This window comes from Puniceicoccus vermicola (genome assembly GCF_014230055.1).
Taxonomy (GTDB): domain Bacteria; phylum Verrucomicrobiota; class Verrucomicrobiia; order Opitutales; family Puniceicoccaceae; genus Puniceicoccus; species Puniceicoccus vermicola.
Genome location: NZ_JACHVA010000018.1, coordinates 24,926 through 41,805, shown reverse-complemented (window position 1 = coordinate 41,805; position 16,880 = coordinate 24,926). Strand labels below are relative to the sequence as shown.

The window sequence follows — 16,880 nt, the reverse complement described above, 5'->3', positions numbered from 1 at the left end:
TCGATGCTTCTATGGTGATTTATGGGTCAAGTCATAATCGCGATAATGTTATGTTTATTTTGAGCGATTGATCTTAGTGGTTTCCGCATTTGAGTATCCGGGGCTATGTAGCCCTCGGGACCAACTTCTATCCGTGCCGGTCTAGCCGGTCACCTGATGCCAAATACGCCTGATCGCAGGCTTGAATATGCGGTTTCATGATGACGCCAATCTACAAGAACGAGTGGGATTTACCATCTCCAGCATCGAAACGGGCCATCAATCCACCAAAGTCAGATAAAGCTCAGATAGTTTGATTGGTAAAAGTTCTCAGGCAGTCTCTTTGAGGAGAGCCCCAGCGGGGAGTTCGTCTTTTTCCAAGTACTTCCACAGAGCCACCAGTAGCTTGCGCGCCAGAGCGACGATGCCGATTCTTCGGCTGCGTTTTCCCCTGGCGAAGTTGTTGTCGAACCATTTGGCCAGATCCGACTGGGGTTGGTTCCTCAGCCACGACCAGGCCAGCTCGATCATCAGGGCCCGGACCTTGGCATTGCCGGCTTTACTGATGCCTTGTTCGTTCTTGCTGTCGCCGCTGTCGTAGGGGGAGCCATCCAGACCGGCGCAGGCGCCGACTTGCCGGACGTTGCGGAACTCTCGCCAGCTGAAGAACTCCTCGCTTAAGGTCATGGCGCTGATGACGCCAACGGCCTTGAGCCGGGTGAGCTTGTGGGCCTGTCGCTCGGCCTTTGTTTGGGGCTTTGCGATTCGGGCAGTCCGCGCACGTTCCAGAGCCTTGAGTTGGGTGCGGGCAAACTCCACGCGTTCGTATTCGCGGGCGATCTCGCTGCGTATATGTTCCGGGAGGGGGCGGTTGTCCCAACCGAGCAGCGAATCGAGCCGTGTATCGAGCTTGCTAAGTGAATCGAGGCGAAGTCCATGCAAAACAAGCAGGCTTTTGATCCGGGCTGTGCCCGCACCGATCTCCTTCTTCAGTCGCTTGATCTCTCGCTCGCGCCGACGCAGGTCTTCCTGCTCCACGCTCGGCACGCGCACGACAGACCAGAGCGTATGCTCACCGCCGTGGTAGCGAATCAGCTGACGCAGCAAGGCCTTGGCGTCCAGGCGGTCAGTCTTGGCTCGGCGTTTGCGGCGGTTCACCTCAATGCTGGCGGGATCAACGATGACGTTGTTGATCCCCAACCCCTCCAGCCAGCGGTGGATCCAGAAACCGTCCCGGCCCGCTTCGTAGACACTGAAAACCTCAATGTCTTCGCCTAGCTGCCACTTGTCCCGAGTCGCCTTCAGGGCCGATTGAAAGGCCAACTGATCACGAGCCTCGATCGTGATCAGCCGTATCTTCTCTCCCGTCGAGAAGGCCAGCTTCCATTTAGTATTGCTCAGTTCCAGCGCCATGTATAACTTCATTTTTTGAATCTTTCTTTCAGGTTCATTTTTTCAGGTCCGGGTCCTCTTAACCCGGGCCTGTTTAGTATCCGAAAGAAGAGGCCCCAAGAAAAGCAGATCCCTCGGATCCGCTCATAGCATCTACGGAGGGGGATTGATCCTCTTACCGAACCTCAACCGGGAGGGGAGTCAGGTCGCTGCTTCTGGAGCTGCTTCCGACATGGGCGATGAACTCGCCTGGCTCGACCACCCACTGCATTTCCGAGTTGAGGATTGCCAGCGATTTGTAGGGCACTTCCAGTTCGACGGTCGCTTTTTCGCCGGGTTGTAGGAAGACTTGGCGGTAGGCCTTCAGCTCGTAGGGTGGGCGCACGACCGAAGCGACTTTGTCTTCGATGTACAGTTGGACGATCTCACGACAGGCGACGTTGCCGGTATTTGTGATGTCGACACGAACCTTTAGTGTTTCATCGGTGTCCAGAGTCGGGTTCACGACTTCTGGATGGGTGTAAGAGAATTGGGTGTAGCTGAGGCCGAATCCGAATGGATAGAGCGGATCTTTTGTCTCCGGAGGCAGGTCGATGTAGTGATCGGGGCCATGCCAGCCGCGCGTTTGGTTGTAATTTACGGGGAGCTGGCTTGCTGACTCGGCGAAGGTGAGGCTGAGTTTGCCGCTGGGGCTATGGTCCCCGAAAAGCTGTTCGGCAATAGCGACTCCACCTCTAGTGCCGGGAGTCCAGGCGCAGAGGATCGCGTCTGCGTGCTGACTCGCCCAGTGAAGAGACGGTGGTTTGGCGCAGACGAGAACGAGGACGAGCGGTTTGCCCGTAGCTTTGAGGGCTTTGAGGAGTTCTTGTTGACGACCGGGAAGATCGAGGGTGGCGCGATCGGCCTGTTCGCCGGCGAAGAAGCGGTTGTCTCCAACCACAGCGATGACGACCTCTGCGTCCTCAGCAGCTTTGACGGCGGCTTCGATCTCATTGAGCTCATCATCCTCGATGTTGCAGCCTTGGACGTGATCGACCGTAACTGCATCTCCGCCGCGCTCGCGGATCGCCTCGAGGATGGTGACCTCGGCCGGGATGGGATTTTCCAATCGCAATTCGGGCTTCGAATCCTTCATCCAGCTGTAGGTCCAGCAACCCAATTGAGCGAAAATATCGTTGGCGTTTGGACCGACGACGGCGACCCGCCGGGTCTTGGGAGAAAGGGGTAGCGTTTGATTTTCGTTTTTGAGGAGGACCGTGGAGTCACGAGCGACCTGAAGAGCCTTCTCCATGTGCTCTTCACTCCCGAAATGGGTGGCGCGTTTTGCGAGGTCCGGATAACGCTTCTCGTCAAAGAGGCCCAGCGCGAATTTCATTTTGAGAATTCGTGCGCACGAAATATCAATAGCCTCCTCCGAGAGCGTTCCATTTCGCACGGCTTTGAGTACGGCCTCGGGAAACTCGCGGGTGTGCATCGGCATGTCGTTTCCGGCCTTGAAGGATTCCACGCAGGCAGTCTCCATGTCCTCGCAGACCTTCTGGAGTTTGACCGCTTTCTCGATGTTGTTGAAGTCGGAGACGACGAAGCCTTCAAACCCAAGTTCATCGCGAAGGAGATGACGCAATAACCAATGATTGAGAGAGCAGGGAGTTCCGTCGATGGCCTGATAGCCAGCCATGACCGTGGGGCATCCCTCTGCAAAAGCCCGTTCGTAGGGAGGAAGGAAATCGCGCCGAAGTTGCCGTTGCGAAAGTTGAGTTTCCGTCGAATCGCGTCCGCCGATGGTCTGGGAGTAGCCGATGAAATGCTTCAGGCAACTCATGACGCTTTCCGGATCGGATAGGTTTTTCCCTTGGAATCCGCGAATCATGGCCGCGGCCATTTCGCCGACGAGGAAACCGTCTTCTCCGAAGGTTTCTTCGACTCGGCCCCAGCGGAGATCGCGGACGACGTCGACTACCGGGGCGAAGGACCAGTGGATCCCGGTATAGGTCATCTCGGTGGCGGTGACACGTCCCACAGTTTCGAGATGGTCTTCGCTCCAAGAGCAGGATAGCGCGAGGGGCCCGGGGAAGACCGTGGCCCCTTTGGAACTGAGGAGACCGTGACCGTGCGGGCAGTCCAAGCTGAAAAGAACCGGGATGCGCAGACGGTGTCCATCACCCAGCTTCTTTTGCAACCGCAAAGAGTTTTCCTCGTAGACGTTAATCATGGTGCCTACGTGTTTTTCAACAAGCCATTCCTCATCCACATTACCGGCCATCATGCAGAGCTGGCCGATCTTTTCTTCCAACGTCATGCGAGGGAGTAGATCGTCTAAACGGGCTTGTGTGGAAAGATTTGGATCTTCGTATGGATGCATGAAATAGGGATGGAAGATGGTTTGAAGCGGGACAATTCAAAGTCGCCTTAAGGACCGAGGGTCCTTTCGGTCTGTTTTTTTATCAGATCGCGATACGACTAGGCGCTAGTGGGGGATCTCGGGTAGGAGGGAGTCGAAATCACTTCCGAAAATGAGATCAGAAAGTGATCTCCAATTGGTTCTCCGCTTCCCAAAGATCTTTCGTCGTCAGGGGACCGCTTTCGCATTCGACTCCGTTGAGAGTCCGGGATGCGGTGCCGGTCCGCTTCCATTGAATCCGGACCTTCCGTCCCCGATAGTGGCGGACAACGGAAGCACTGTCCCAATCCGCGACTGGAAGAGCGTCAGCGATCTCTAGGCCCTTCATGGTCGCGGTGACACCCATAATTCCCTCGACTGCGCAACGAAGCGCCCAGCCGGCAGCACCGGTTCTCCAAGAAAAATAGGAGCGGCCTGACATTTTGCCTGACTCAGGGGCGGCGTAGGAATTGGTAATCGAGTAGGGCTCCTGACGGGAGATCGACGGGGGATTGTCCGGATTGATCGGCAGCGTGCTCATAAGTGCCTCCAAGGATTTCTCACGCTGGTCTGCAAGGCTCAATGCATAGGTCATGAACATGGTGCCATGGCAGTAGTTGCCGCCGTTCTCAAGATAGCCAGGTTGAGTCGCACTGAGGTGGCCAATGCTCGGGTCGAACTGGCGGTAGGGCGGGGTGAGAAGCCGGAATCCATGGGTGGTCTGCAGTTTGGATTCGACCGCTTCAATCAGGCTCGGGAACTGATCCGGTGTGGCGATGCCGGCGATGATGCTCCAAGCTTGCGGCAGGAGGTAGATGGAGCCTTCGCTGTTTTCCGGAGCGCCCACGGGCTTCCCAAAATCGTTGAAGGCGCGGGAATACCACTCGCCGTTCCACGCCTCGCGACGAAGGGTCTCGGTGATCTCTTCTCTCTTGGTCTTGTATTCGAGAGCATCCTCTTGGTACCCACATTGCTCGGCAATCTCGACCATTTTGCGGAGTGACTCGGCGAGGGCCATTGTAGTCCAAACGCTCTGTCCCTTTCCTTCCTTGCCGGGTCCGGTCAGGCGATCGTTCCAGTCTCCGTAAGGCATTAAGCAGAGTCCTTTGTCGCCTCGGTTGTTCCAGAGGTAGTCGACGCAGCGTCTCAAGTGTTCGTAGCAAGTTCCGCGGTCCTCGGATTCAAAGAACGGCGACTCCATTTGGAGGAGATCGAAGTCTCCGGTTTCGGCCAGATAGGCGTGGCTGGCAAAGATCAACCAGGTGCCTCCGTCGTTGTAGGCATCCCGATCGACCGGTCCCCACTTGCGAACCGTTCGACCGTCGGCGTACTGGTAGGGGAGGCAATCGAGAATCATTTGTCTCGATCGCTCTGGCTTGAGCAGGGCAAAGGCCCACGCATCCTGATTGCTGTCACGGAATCCCTTTTCCCAGCCACGGTTCCAGAAAGCGCAGTAGTGGAGCTGGTGTTTGAACCAGGTGTTGACGAAAAGGTCGAATTCTGTATTCGGAGTTTGAAGGTTCAGCGACTCGTAGGTGCTGGTGAAGCGTGACTCTTGTTGATCCTTCGATTGTTGGATTTGTTCACGAGTCGTGAGTTCCATGGTGGAAAGATCATAACCCTGAGCGTCCGGAAGGCCGAGGGTGAAGAAGCTCTTTTCGGACTCTCCGGCCGGAATGGTGCAATCGATATGAGCGGCGAGAATTGGTGCCTGGACCGGATTCAAATGAGTGGGCCATTCTTCCAAAACGGCGTCGGGGCGAGCGAGCGAGCCAGTCAGTCCGGTGAAGTCTTCCGTCTCGAAGGCGTAGCCGTCGAAGGGAACGCTGGCTTCGAGGAAGGCGGCATGGTCATTGCGAGGATCCGACAGGTTGCGGGTGATGATGCGGCGGTGGTCCGAGAGGACTTCTCCTTCAAAGCGGTCTGCCGACCCGAACTTATTGTCGACGCACCGCAAGTTGATATCACAGAAGAAAACCAAGCGCCATGGCTGTGCGGTGTCGCGCAGGTTCTTGAGACTCAGTTCGAAATACTCGCGGGGCAGGGTGGAGTCGACAGAATGCACCACGCTGACTTCGAGGCCGCACTGGGTAATCTTGGTGGTGCTGTAGGAGAGTCCCGTCGTGTGCTCGTAAGCCTCGAATCCCTTATTCGACAGCGGCGCGATACTCGGGCTGAAGGTCTCTCCCGTTTCCAGATTCTTCAGGTAGAAGTATTTGTGCCCGGACCAGTTCAAGAGAAGAATCGTTCCATCCTCGTACCGTTTGTAGCTAATTCCTCCCGATAGCTGAGTCGGCTGAGCATTGTATGTTTCGTTCCAGAGGATGTTTTTCCAGGGACGAGGCGTGTGAGGGGTATCCAAAACGAACTCGTTGGCGGATACATTGAAGTATCCCCATGGCTTGACCGGAATGCGTGGGTTCCGGGCGGTTTCGGAACGAGATTCTTCAGCGACTTGAAGCATAGGAAATGGTCTTATTGTCTGTGACGTTGAATTAATTGGATGAGCGTTCCGAGCCTTCCAGTAGGGCAGGCTCAGTCGATCGCTCTTCGGATAGGATGGTTGTTCGAGAAGAAGACTCTCTATTCCTGGACTTCGACCAGGGAGAGCCAGCTTAGGTCCATGTAGCCATTACAGTGAATGCGTACGGGACCCTGTTTGACGGTGAAAACGCCTCCGATGTTGGGTAAGATCCCTTCTGGTTTGCCGATCTGGTAACCTTCGGTCTTACCGCTGGCGTCGGTGATTTGGAGGAGAAGCTCGCCCTTGCTGACTTGCTTGGCGCGGCCCTCGACTTCGTAGGTGCCGGGATCCAGGTCTACAGTGAACTCGGTGTTCGCATCGAAGCGAGTGTAGTCGGAGAAAAGAGGGTAGCGCGCGAGATGTCCGACCGTTCCATCCTGACGGGCTGGTTTGCTAAACCCGTTTTGAGCCCCGGCTTCGTAGGTGTCTTCCGAGGTGTAGGTCTCAAAGGGACGAATGATCCCATGCCCCCGCAAGAGGCCCGGTGAATCTTGGGAACCGAAATCGAGGAGTGCGTAGTTCATGTCTTTGGACGCTTCGATCATTCGCATCTCGGCGGTTTTCAACTGAACGGCTTGGTCTTTGAGCTCGAGCAATCTGCCGGAAAGCTCAATGCCACTCAGGTAGATCGGGAAGTCGTTGACCTCCCAAGGCGAATCGAGAGTCACCTCCGACTTGTAGCCGAAGGCATCGGTCTGCGTGACTTTACCCAAGGGCAGGTCAACCGTGCCTCCATTCTGGATCGCCCATGCAGTGAGAACGGGGCCTTGGTCTGTCTTCCACAGGTAGAGGCGGATGTTCTCATCCGGATAGGGAAGCTGCAGGCAGTCGTTCCGGTCGGCTCCGTGGAGCTCTCGGATCAGAGTTGCAAAAGTCAACCAAGAGGGTTGCGGGAGCTCGTCGTTCGCGAGCAATCCAGCGCCGCCATGCATGCTTGGGTCGGAACCTTTCTCACGATACCAGAAGATTTTGTCCACACCATTGGCCATCGACATCATCAGGGCTCGCGGCAGTTTGGCCGCCTGCATTCGTAAGGTTCCGCCAATCGGGCCGCCTACGTCGTAGCCTGTTTCGGTCAACCAGATTTCCGTCCCAGGCTTGAACTGATTGCGCCAGATGTTCAGCGCCGCAAGGTCGGATTCGATCCGAGGGGTGCCTTTCATGCTTTTACCGGTGCGCTGAGCATTGGGATCCTGGGCGGCGAGCTCAGGCAGTTGTTTGCCCGTGTAGAAGTGAACGTTGATGATGTCGGTATAATCGAGAGGGTGGCTGCCATCCTCGTAGGTATAGGTGCGTAGTTGATCCACAAGGTCCAATCCGAGTCCAGCGTAGCTGGAGTGGGAAATCATGGTGTCAGGATCCGCTTTCTTGGCCGCTTCCGCTGCCGGACGGAACATTTCGAAGTATTCCGGCTGCGTGCCAACCCAGAATCCCCATTTCGGGTTGTTGAGGTTTACCTCGTTCCAAAGCTCCAACATGTTGAGGGTGCCTAAGCCGGATTTCTTGTTTTTCGATTTGAGTTCCGACTCGGGATGCTCGACGGATCCATAGCGGGCGATCGTTTGGAAGACCGCGTCTGCGTAATTCGCATAATCGGCCGGTGGATAGGCGAGTTTGCGGGAGCGTTTCACGTCACTCGGGGCACTTGATGCCCACCAAGGCGTTTGGAAAAAGTAGCCGACGGTTTGAAAGCCTGCCTCTTTGTAGCTGGAGAGGGTTTCGTCCATCTTGACGTGCCAGGGACCCACACTGCCATCAAAGGCGAACTGATCTTTTCCCAGGTTAATGAAGGCCCATTTGAGATTTTCAAAGCGGATCCAACCGACACCTAGACGACGGTTCATGTCGATGTAGTCTAAATTGGATACGTTCATCCCGAAGCGGGAGTCCGCGTTGATCTCCGGTAACGCCTCGTGGAGAACCAATTGATGGACGGTGACCAGATAGTATTGGTCCTGCCCCTTCTCATGAATGGAGGCCCCTAATAGGTAGAAACCAACATCCAGAGTCTTTTCGGATTGCAGGTTGACGGTTTTCGTCTCGTTTGCGCCGACTTCGACGGTGAGGTTCGTCTGGTCGAGCACCGGACCGGTAGAGGGCAGGGTGATCGGACTCGAAGAGGATTCCACTTGGCTCGGGACGCTGAATTGTGGGTCCGGCTGGATGCTGAATTGGATGTTCAATTTAGCCGGCTGACTGCTGTCGTTGACGATCGTCAGATCGCGGGAGATGGGTTGGTTGGGATCTGACGAACGATCTGGTGAAATCGAGAGCTGGAGTTCCGCCTGCAGGGCGGTGTGGCTGATGAGCAGAAGCCCCATCAGGCAGAGTGTTTTTTGGATCAATTTCATGAGAATAACGTTATAGCAAGAAGGGATGAGAGATTTGGAGGATGGGTTCAATGCCAATCATTGGCTTCTCGTGACTATCCGTCGCTGCGGATCAGGTCAGAGATGAGACGGATTTGAATATTGCCCCGGGTGCGGTCGTCGCTGGGGAGAATGAAGACGAGATAGCGGAAGTTTTCCGAGAAAGTCCAGCTGGAGGCGTAGAGGCGTTTGGGTTTTGAGTCGACGCTTTCGATTAGTTGGACCGTGACTTCGAAGTCCTTCTGTTCTTTGACTTGTGCAAAGGCTGAGGCTCTAGGTTTCAGAAGGAACTTCTGATCGTCAATTTTCCCGGCAATTGTTTTTTCGGTAAAATTGAAGATTCGATAACTGCCGGGGCCTGCTGAATCTACGCTATTGTCGATGGCGTCGATCCGGTAAGAAGTCGAATTTGCATCGGATTTTGAAAAGAGCAATAGGGGGTCTGGTGGTGCTTTTGTCGCGTCAAAAGAACCGATGACTGTGCGGCCACCGGGAGCTTTGGGGTTCGCGGTGTAAAATTGAATCGGATTCGGACCCCGGTATTCAATCCAATCGGTGGAGGCGTTGGAGAAAATTCGGTACAGTTCTCCGTCTTCCGGTTGGAGGTAAACTCCCCGGTTGAGAGGGTAGTTCAAGGCGAGCGCCCGAAATTTGAAGTTGATTTCACTTGAACTCGTCTGGCTGTGAAGGCCGTGTGCAAATACGAAGATGAAGATCGATAAGGTTATAATTCGCATCATGGTTAAATTTCGTCTTTTTCGAGCCAACGCGCAGAAACGACCACAAATTGCCGCCCGAAATTGATGTTCGTTGGATTCGAGAGGTTCGGGATCTGGGTCTCGGCCGCATCGTTGTTCTGGTTAACATAGTCGGGAATTCTTTGAACGACCGCCTCAATGACTGCCTCCGAGTCGACAATACCCGTGATCGGGTTCGTTGAATTGCCGTAAGAGCGAACGACGAAGGTGTCGGAGCGTGCGCTGAGGTAAGGAGCGATCGGAGTCAGCACGTCGGCTTGAGTCAGGTACTCGGGAATTCCAACCTTCGTCTCTGCGGTTATGTTACCGGTTTGAAAATAGCTTTCCACATCGGTATAGGCTTTTTCAGAATCAATCGTATTATTCAGGCTGGTGCAATCGATTGCATCTTGGATCGCGCCTTTTTTCGCGTTGTCATTCGTCGATATCTCTCTGTTGACGAAATCCGAAACACTTAAGAACGGACCCCTCTCGCGAATCTCATTGACAATAGCGGAGGCGAGGGAGCGCCGTTCCGCATTCGACAGGGCTCGGGGGCCCCGCCAGGAATCCCTATCCGTTCCGTTGGGCAGGGTGGTGCGAGGAAATATCGTTTCGGTATTGTTCTCGGTGCTATAGCCTCTCCCAGGATCATTGTAAGTGTAGTCTATTCCTTGCGTAGAGGCCAGGAACGCATCCCAAGCATCGACGGATAGACTGTTTACGTTGAAGCCCCCTTCGAGGCCAAAATATTTGGCGGTCTTGGAGAAACCATCGACCGCGTCTAGATCACCGACCAAAGAGGTAGCGATTCCGGGAGAATCGTCGATGTATGAAAATCGCTCGTTGTTCAGTCTCAAGGTATGGTTGTTGCTATTGGCGTCATCGACGAGATTTTCCAAGGTCGTCGTAAGGTCGAGGATTTGTGTCGTGTCGCCTTCAAGATCCATCTCAGGGGTTAATGACGAAAAGAAATAGTCGTCGAAGAGAGCCTGGTTGGAGAAATAGGAAATGTCGTAAATCGTGTATCGTGGCTGTGGCAGGGCGCTGGTCATGGTTTCGTCGAGACCGAACGAACCGCTTGCCCAGGAATTCCCGATTGCCTGGCCTGGCATGTAAGCAGTGGGGCTGACGTTCGCATGCTGTAGAGATGCGAGAGATTGCAAAGGATAAGTAGGAATTTCGGAGACTGTTACGTGATTCTCAGATCCCGCCGAGTAACCGTTGCCGAAGAATCCTTGGTCGCCGAGGTTGTCGAAGCTGGAATAGTTCGACATCGGGGCCATCTGAGCCGTGTATGGTGGAGTTTTGATTCCGTGCGAGAATTGGCTATCAACGTGGACGGCAAACGGGGACATGGAACCGATGAACTCGGTGGGGGAGTCGACTACGTTTAAGTCAGGTAGAATTGGGTTTTGATAAACGCCGTAAGAAAGAAAAGGTAATTTTCGATTTGGATTCGAACCGATTTCTTCAGGGTAAATGAGGAGCGGAAATGGACCGGCAGTTCCAGATTGACCGTACAGCCAATTGCGGATCGGAGCGATGTTTCCGCTTTCTTTGGGTCCGCGAAGTTTGAGGTAATTTCTTTGAATCGGGGTGTCGGTATTGGTGATATGCCCGTAGGTTGGAAGTCCAGATTCTGGAATATAAGAAATGGTCGTTTCTATTTTTGTTTCTTTCGCGTCTCTTCGGTTTGTCCCCCCATTTGCCAAAGAGAATCCGCCCCAAGGGTAGAAATCGAGCTGAAAGGGATCTGTGGAGTCCGCTGGGATTTGATGAATCAGACCTTCAGTTTTCCAATTGTTTGTTGTTTCCGTTCTTCTTCCGAGGATGACTCCTCCGGCCTTATTAAATCCTCTTTCGAGAAGTATTGTCGGGAGAGTATAGGTTTCTTTTGGAGATCTAGGTAGGCTAGCCCAGGGAGTCGGGGAAGAATTTGGATCCGAAAAGTAGAGCACTTCCCCTGGTTCCATGCGGATCGTTTCATCGCGTCCTAAAATAAACTGAAGATTAGTGAGATTGCCTCCTCCGATGTTGGCGAACGCGGAGAGCTGTCCAGCCATCTGCACTCGGTCGAGATTCTCTTTCTCGAAGGGGAGTCGTTTACCGTTGGCGGCGATATCGGGAGGAGCCAGAGAAAACAAGAAACCAAAGTTGGATTGGTTTTCGATTCTGATTCCTCCGTTGAATTCAACGGCTACGTTGTAAGGGTTCCAGAGGATGACGACTGGTTCCAGAACTAACGAAATCGCATCGGTCGTTCCTCCTGTTTTCTCGAACTCACCTCCTTCTTTCGCTGCGTCTCCGTCTTTATTGAATTGGCCTTCTGGAACATAGCGATACTTATCGACGCTCTGATCCTCATAGAGGGAGAAAACGTAGATAATCCGGTTGACGAGAGGGATGACGCTGGGGCGGGTCAGGCGTGTGACCGGGTCTTGATGGTTGTATCCTTTGGGTTGAACAACCGTGCTGACAAAAGTATCTGCTTCACCGGTGGTTTCAAAATCGCCTCCTCCGTCGGCTTCCATCGTCCACATGTATCCTCGGTCTCCACCTTCTGTCGAAAAGTCTAGGGCACTTGGGCGAAAGGGGCGCATGGGAATGGAGGGACTTGTATCGTTGTCTTCGATATCTTTGTAGAGCCGATAGAAATTACGAAGGTAATCCCATGTGGGGCCTCGCACGTATGCGCCTGAGTTGGCTCCGTAGCGCAAGGCTTCCTCTTTGAAGAGATAGCTTACTTGGTCGTTCGTTACCGGATCGATATAGGAGGCTCCATCGGTGGGAGGAGTCGAAATCCAGTCCGAGAAAGCTGGATCGGTAGAATTCCCGGAGTAAGGAGTCCGGGCAAAATCAGCATCGCTGAGCTCGAAGAGAAGGCTAAGATCTTTCTTCAGGCCGCCGTCTCGGGTGTTGGTTTGGAGAGTGTGGGAATTGAAGGAAATATCGTGATAGAAATCTTGAAAAGGTTCCTCCCACAGATCGTCGTTATTCAAGCGGATCCCGGCAAGGATCATTTCGTCAGAGCTTCGGGATTTCCAAACATCGTTGGCGAGTGCTGGGTCGTTTCCCGGTTGGAGAGTTTCGAGGCCGGTTAGTACGTTGACTCCGTTGTGGGCGGGAGCGGATAACAAGCTACGCGTTCTGACGTTGGGGGAATTTCCCGGATAGGGATTTTCTCCCCTTTCGGCTCGACCGGATAGGGTGGTCATCGCCTTACGCCCTTCGTCACCCACCCAGTAAGCGTATTCGCCGGTATTTCCAATCGTTACTTTGGGGGCTGCGACAAAGTCATTGATCGAGTTAGCCGAGCCCTGACCGACGAGAACTGCCGTGGAGTTCGGATCGATCGGAGTTCCATCGGGATTGAGTAGATTGGCGACCGTAGGGATTGCGTCCGCAAAATTGGGAGCATCATAGCCAGAAACCAGCCAGCCGAGATTTTCTCCGTAGGTCGGGTTGTTGCTTCCGTCTGCGTTCAATTCTTTGGTATCCCAGATCCCGGTCCAGTGGTAGGGCGCTGCGGTCGCCGCAAGGCTATCGTCGAGAAAAAGGGGCGACCCACTGGTGCGCTGGTCCACGCCCAGTTGTTTTTGGAGGTTGCCGAGCGCAATGGTCAGGCCGCAGAGAGCATTTTGACGGGCCTCATTGCGAGTTTGGGCTTGGGAAAGGTTCTCCATGCCGATTCGAGTGGGGACGGCGAGACTCAGGAGAAGGAGAAAAATCAACGCCATGAGGGAGAGGGCGATGATCAGGGCAAATCCATGATTCGGGGTGCGTGATCTGCGCCCTGTCGTCGATTGATTGGGGGTAATCATAAGCGTAACCGTAGGTTTGAATTCCAGTAAACCGAGGATGTGCGAGATGCCAAGAGAATGGGATTAAGGGATCGCATCGAGGGAATACTATAACGTTTAAGTAATGGTCGGTGATTCGTCAACGAAATGCCGTCGATTTCTTTGTTAAATCACTCTAAAAAGAGGGCTTGGCGGTTTCTCGTTGTGCTATAACTTTTGCGGTGAAAAGGGGGAAATTGGAGTGCGGTGCGGATCTTGCCGCGTCCCTCTGCTTTTTGGGAGGGACACGGTGATCCGGGAAGTTCCGGGTTCAACTTCTACTCGGCGAGTTCAATCGTTCCCCAAGAGGCCGGGATCCCGATGGTTTTCTTATTTTTCAGTCGCGGCCAGTAGACTTCGCGCGGACCTTCGGTGCCTTTTACGTTCAGGTTGAAGTTGAGGCCCATGAAGGCGCCGGATTGGATCTCGAATCCGCGGATCTCCTCCCACGGGATCACGAATTCCATCGTGTAGCCGTTCTCTGTGACGCTGGCTGCGGATTCGGTGAGCGGAATGTCGTAGCGAATCTCGTTGATCTCATCGTTGCGTTTCCACTGGCCGAGGTAGACTCGATTTTCATCGGGTTGTGCGACCGCCCAGAACTGATGGTCGCCCGGTCCGAAGGTTTTCGCCGATTTGTCGTTCTGCGAGTCGATGAATAGCTCGAGGGAGTCGGCCTGCCAGAAGGAGCGGGGTCCCGTCACTTGGACTTTCGATCCTTCAACGTCGACTGCGACCCAAAGGCCTCGCTCGCTCCAGCCCATCCAGATGTCGGTGAGCGGATCCCCGTAGCTGGATCCGACAATCCACTCGGACAACTTGTTCGCTTCCGGCCATTTTGCGGAATCGCCGTGGAACCATCCGGAGTCCTCGATCTTGTGGATTGCCATGAAGGGAGGAATGATGGATCGCGTGATCTCGAAGTCTTTATCTTTGAGGGTGACTTCAGGAACGCGGTCCCACTCCGTATCGGTCTTCCACTCGAACTTCAGTGCGACCTCGCGATCTTCCAGAGGTTGCAAGTTCTCAATCGTGCTGTTCGGAGTGATTGCGTGCCATCCACTGGGGAGCGCCATCGATATCGTCGGACTTTTCACCGAGTTGGTTTGGTTGACGACATTTGCCATGACCTCGACCTCCCCCTGCTGGTTCGGCATGCCGCCGACCGTCATCAAATAAGGCTCGAGAACGTTTGCCCGCAGGTAGAGAGAGGTGAGGGCTTGGCCGTTTTCCGCCACATCGACACGGAGGGGTTCAATCCCGGCTTTCGCATCGGCGGCAGCGTGGAAGGGGATCGTGACCGTGCCATCACTTCCCGGGGATGCGTTATAGGTGAAGGTGTCCTGCTGAGGAGTCCATCCATCGGGGAGGACGGGCGTGAGGGTAACCTTCTTGGCCCGGTCGCTCGTATTGTGGATCCGCACGATGATGTCCGAATTCTCGTTGGCGACGGTGGCCATAAAGAGAGGGGACTCCAGCGAATAGGTGGCCCGGCGCATGAGATTCGAATCCGGTTGCAAGCCGACGGCATAGACTGGAGCGATGTCGAGGACCGCCTTCGTTCCATCAAGCGGATTGGCAAAGGCATCGTAGACTTGCGGGCCGGATCCAAAGTCGACCTCAATCGGTTTTTCACCTTTGGCGATTCTCCAGACGGCGGCAATGTATTCTCCGTCTTCCCGGAAGACGTAACCCTGCGTCCCGGGTCCGACGTTGAAACTTCCGACGTAGTCGAGATTGGGAAGCAGGTGCGTCAGCCCGGCCATCGTGCAGAGGGAGGGCTTGGGCTCACGGCGCGCAGTCATCAGACCGCAGGCGTCGAAGAACTTCATCGGAGTCGGAGAGTCGAAATGCCAGAACCAGAAAGATTTATCGATTCCGGCTGCGGCAAACATCATGTAGGCCCGGGGGGCGTAGGCGGCTTGTTGCTCTTCGGTGACGACTTGCCCGGCTGCGGTGTCCCAGCCAAATTCGGTGATGAACACCTCGCGGTCTTTTCCATCGGAATCGGCGACCTTTACGAGATCGTGCAGTTTGTCGAAGAAGAGACCGGACTCGCGGCCGAGGCCGCCGGTGTTGAAATTCTTCACATTGATTTCCGGAGCGTCCACCCCCGGATAGTGATGGACGTTGACCACATCAATGTCCGCGAAAGATCCGTTTCGGATCGCCTTTTCGACCAGATCCGGGCGAATGCCCGAGCGACCGTTTTCGACGGCTTTCAATTCTCCGAATCCGAGGAAATGAACGGCTTGGCCGAATACTTCATGGTAGCTCTCATAGTGTGCCCAATCGAGCTTGGCTTCCGCTTCGCGAACTTCGGGATCGAGTGCGTATTCATTATCCAGCTCCCAGTATTTGTATTGAGGGAAGCCGTTGAAGACCTCGGCCAGGTGGGCCACCCATTCCCGGTCGGCCGGGATGTTTCCCTCGACCTCGCCGTCGACGATTTCCGGTTTCGGAATCGAGTGAGCCAGGACCGGCAAGACCTTTGCCCCTTCGTCTTCATAAATCTGGACGATCCCCGGATAGCCGGGCCAACCGCTAAAGTTGCGATTGTTCTTCTTCGCCTTTTTGAGCCATTGAAAGTCGAAGGCGTAGTCGCGATACCAAACGATGCCGGCATTGCGGAAAGGGGTGATGAAGAGGCCTTGTGCTCCATGGACATTCATGCCGTAAGGGGAGGCCATCTTGTCCGCATCCGTCAGGTCATGCGGCTTCGGGCCTTCCGCAAAAATCAGATAGGCCTCGGCGGGCTCGAATCCCTTGTTCTCGATCAACACTTCCGCGCGGTGAGGGCCATACTGCTCGACCGGTGGCGTCCATTTGAATTGCTCGAAGGAGTCCACGGTTTGCTGGATCGTTTCGGAAAAGATAGTCGTTCCTTTCGGGTCGGTCACGGTGACCGTGGCTTTGACCTGTGCGGGTTGCGGCCGCCAGTTGCGGATGTTGAGAATCAGCTCGGCATCGGTTCCGGCAAAGAAATGTCCCGGAGCCGTAGAACTGAAGTTTGCGGCAAAGAGGGGTGTTTCGGGAGCTTCGGTGTTGCTGCCTTTTCCCGAGGGGTCCGGCTTCCAATCCAAGTAGACCCCGGTAACCGGATTGACGCGCGAGAGGTCGGTTTCCACCGCCAAGCCCCGGAGTCCGACCCGGACGTCCGTCTTTTGCATCCGGGTTCCCCAGTTGTGGAACATGAAGCCCTGGAGTTGCACCGGCTGAGGGATGTCTTCCGGCACGGGAATGGTGACGGTCTCCCAGCTTTCGGAGGTAAACTTCGGGAAGTCGATATTGTGCCATTCTCCATATGCGTCCACGAGGGTAAGTTTGGATCCTGCCCCCGGGTTGCTCATGTTGACGAGAACATCCACGGACTTCAATTTTCCCGGAATCGCGATCGGGTTCTTCGCTTCGATACGGTGGTATTCGAACCCTTTGCCCGAGTAATCGATTTCGACTTCCATGCCGTAGTCTTCGAGAGGATTGTAGTCGGCGGGAGCCCGGTTGTCGGCGCTGGTCTTCCAGTCTTGCGGCGAGAATTGGGTGATGGCCTTGCTGCTGCTCTGTGCGGCTAAGCTTGTCGCCAGTCCTCCTAGCATGAATACGCAGGCCAGGAAGGAGCTTGAGAGTTGCTGGAGTGGTGAATTTTTGCTCTTCATT

At 54.7% G+C, this 16,880-nt stretch carries 7 protein-coding genes; all 7 read right to left on the bottom strand.

Going from position 1 to position 16,880, the window contains the following annotated elements; translation table 11 throughout:
• Nucleotides 1-309 precede the first annotated feature (309 nt).
• The 7 genes from H5P30_RS01365 to H5P30_RS01335 all read right to left on the bottom strand — a co-directional run bounded on the left by H5P30_RS01365 (nucleotide 310) and on the right by H5P30_RS01335 (nucleotide 16,879).
• A complete protein-coding gene (locus H5P30_RS01365; RefSeq protein WP_185691013.1) occupies nucleotides 310-1,404 on the bottom strand; it encodes an IS110 family RNA-guided transposase in 1,095 nt (364 codons plus the stop codon).
• A 142-nt stretch (nucleotides 1,405-1,546) separates the two neighbouring features.
• Entirely contained in the window at nucleotides 1,547-3,733 is a 2,187-nt protein-coding gene (locus H5P30_RS01360) for a glycoside hydrolase family 3 N-terminal domain-containing protein (protein ID WP_185691172.1), read from the bottom strand.
• 157 nt (nucleotides 3,734-3,890) lie between these two features.
• Complete coding sequence (locus H5P30_RS01355) at nucleotides 3,891-6,215, bottom strand: GH36-type glycosyl hydrolase domain-containing protein (protein WP_185691171.1); 2,325 nt, start codon at nucleotides 6,213-6,215, stop codon at nucleotides 3,891-3,893.
• A gap of 119 nt (nucleotides 6,216-6,334) precedes the next feature.
• Nucleotides 6,335-8,626, bottom strand: a complete 2,292-nt coding sequence (locus H5P30_RS01350) for a glycoside hydrolase family protein (protein ID WP_185691170.1) — start codon at nucleotides 8,624-8,626, stop codon at nucleotides 6,335-6,337.
• A 74-nt stretch (nucleotides 8,627-8,700) separates the two neighbouring features.
• On the bottom strand, nucleotides 8,701-9,384 hold the full coding sequence (locus H5P30_RS01345) for a hypothetical protein (RefSeq protein ID WP_185691169.1): 684 nt from the start codon (nucleotides 9,382-9,384) through the stop codon (nucleotides 8,701-8,703).
• 2 nt (nucleotides 9,385-9,386) lie between these two features.
• A complete protein-coding gene (locus H5P30_RS01340) occupies nucleotides 9,387-13,205 on the bottom strand; it encodes a hypothetical protein (protein WP_185691168.1) in 3,819 nt (1,272 codons plus the stop codon).
• 296 nt (nucleotides 13,206-13,501) lie between these two features.
• Nucleotides 13,502-16,879 (bottom strand): sugar-binding protein, encoded by a 3,378-nt coding sequence (locus tag H5P30_RS01335; RefSeq protein WP_185691167.1) that lies wholly within the window; start codon nucleotides 16,877-16,879, stop codon nucleotides 13,502-13,504.
• Between the last annotated feature and the right edge of the window lies 1 nt (nucleotide 16,880).

Bases quoted from the DNA above. Each gene is read 5' to 3' on its own strand.
- H5P30_RS01365 (WP_185691013.1), bottom strand. From the start codon at position 1,404: ATGAAGTTATACATGGCGCTGGAACTGAGCAATACTAAATGGAAGCTG.
- H5P30_RS01360 (WP_185691172.1), bottom strand. From the start codon at position 3,733: ATGCATCCATACGAAGATCCAAATCTTTCCACACAAGCCCGTTTAGAC.
- H5P30_RS01355 (WP_185691171.1), bottom strand. From the start codon at position 6,215: ATGCTTCAAGTCGCTGAAGAATCTCGTTCCGAAACCGCCCGGAACCCA.
- H5P30_RS01350 (WP_185691170.1), bottom strand. From the start codon at position 8,626: ATGAAATTGATCCAAAAAACACTCTGCCTGATGGGGCTTCTGCTCATC.
- H5P30_RS01345 (WP_185691169.1), bottom strand. From the start codon at position 9,384: ATGATGCGAATTATAACCTTATCGATCTTCATCTTCGTATTTGCACAC.
- H5P30_RS01340 (WP_185691168.1), bottom strand. From the start codon at position 13,205: ATGATTACCCCCAATCAATCGACGACAGGGCGCAGATCACGCACCCCG.
- H5P30_RS01335 (WP_185691167.1), bottom strand. From the start codon at position 16,879: ATGAAGAGCAAAAATTCACCACTCCAGCAACTCTCAAGCTCCTTCCTG.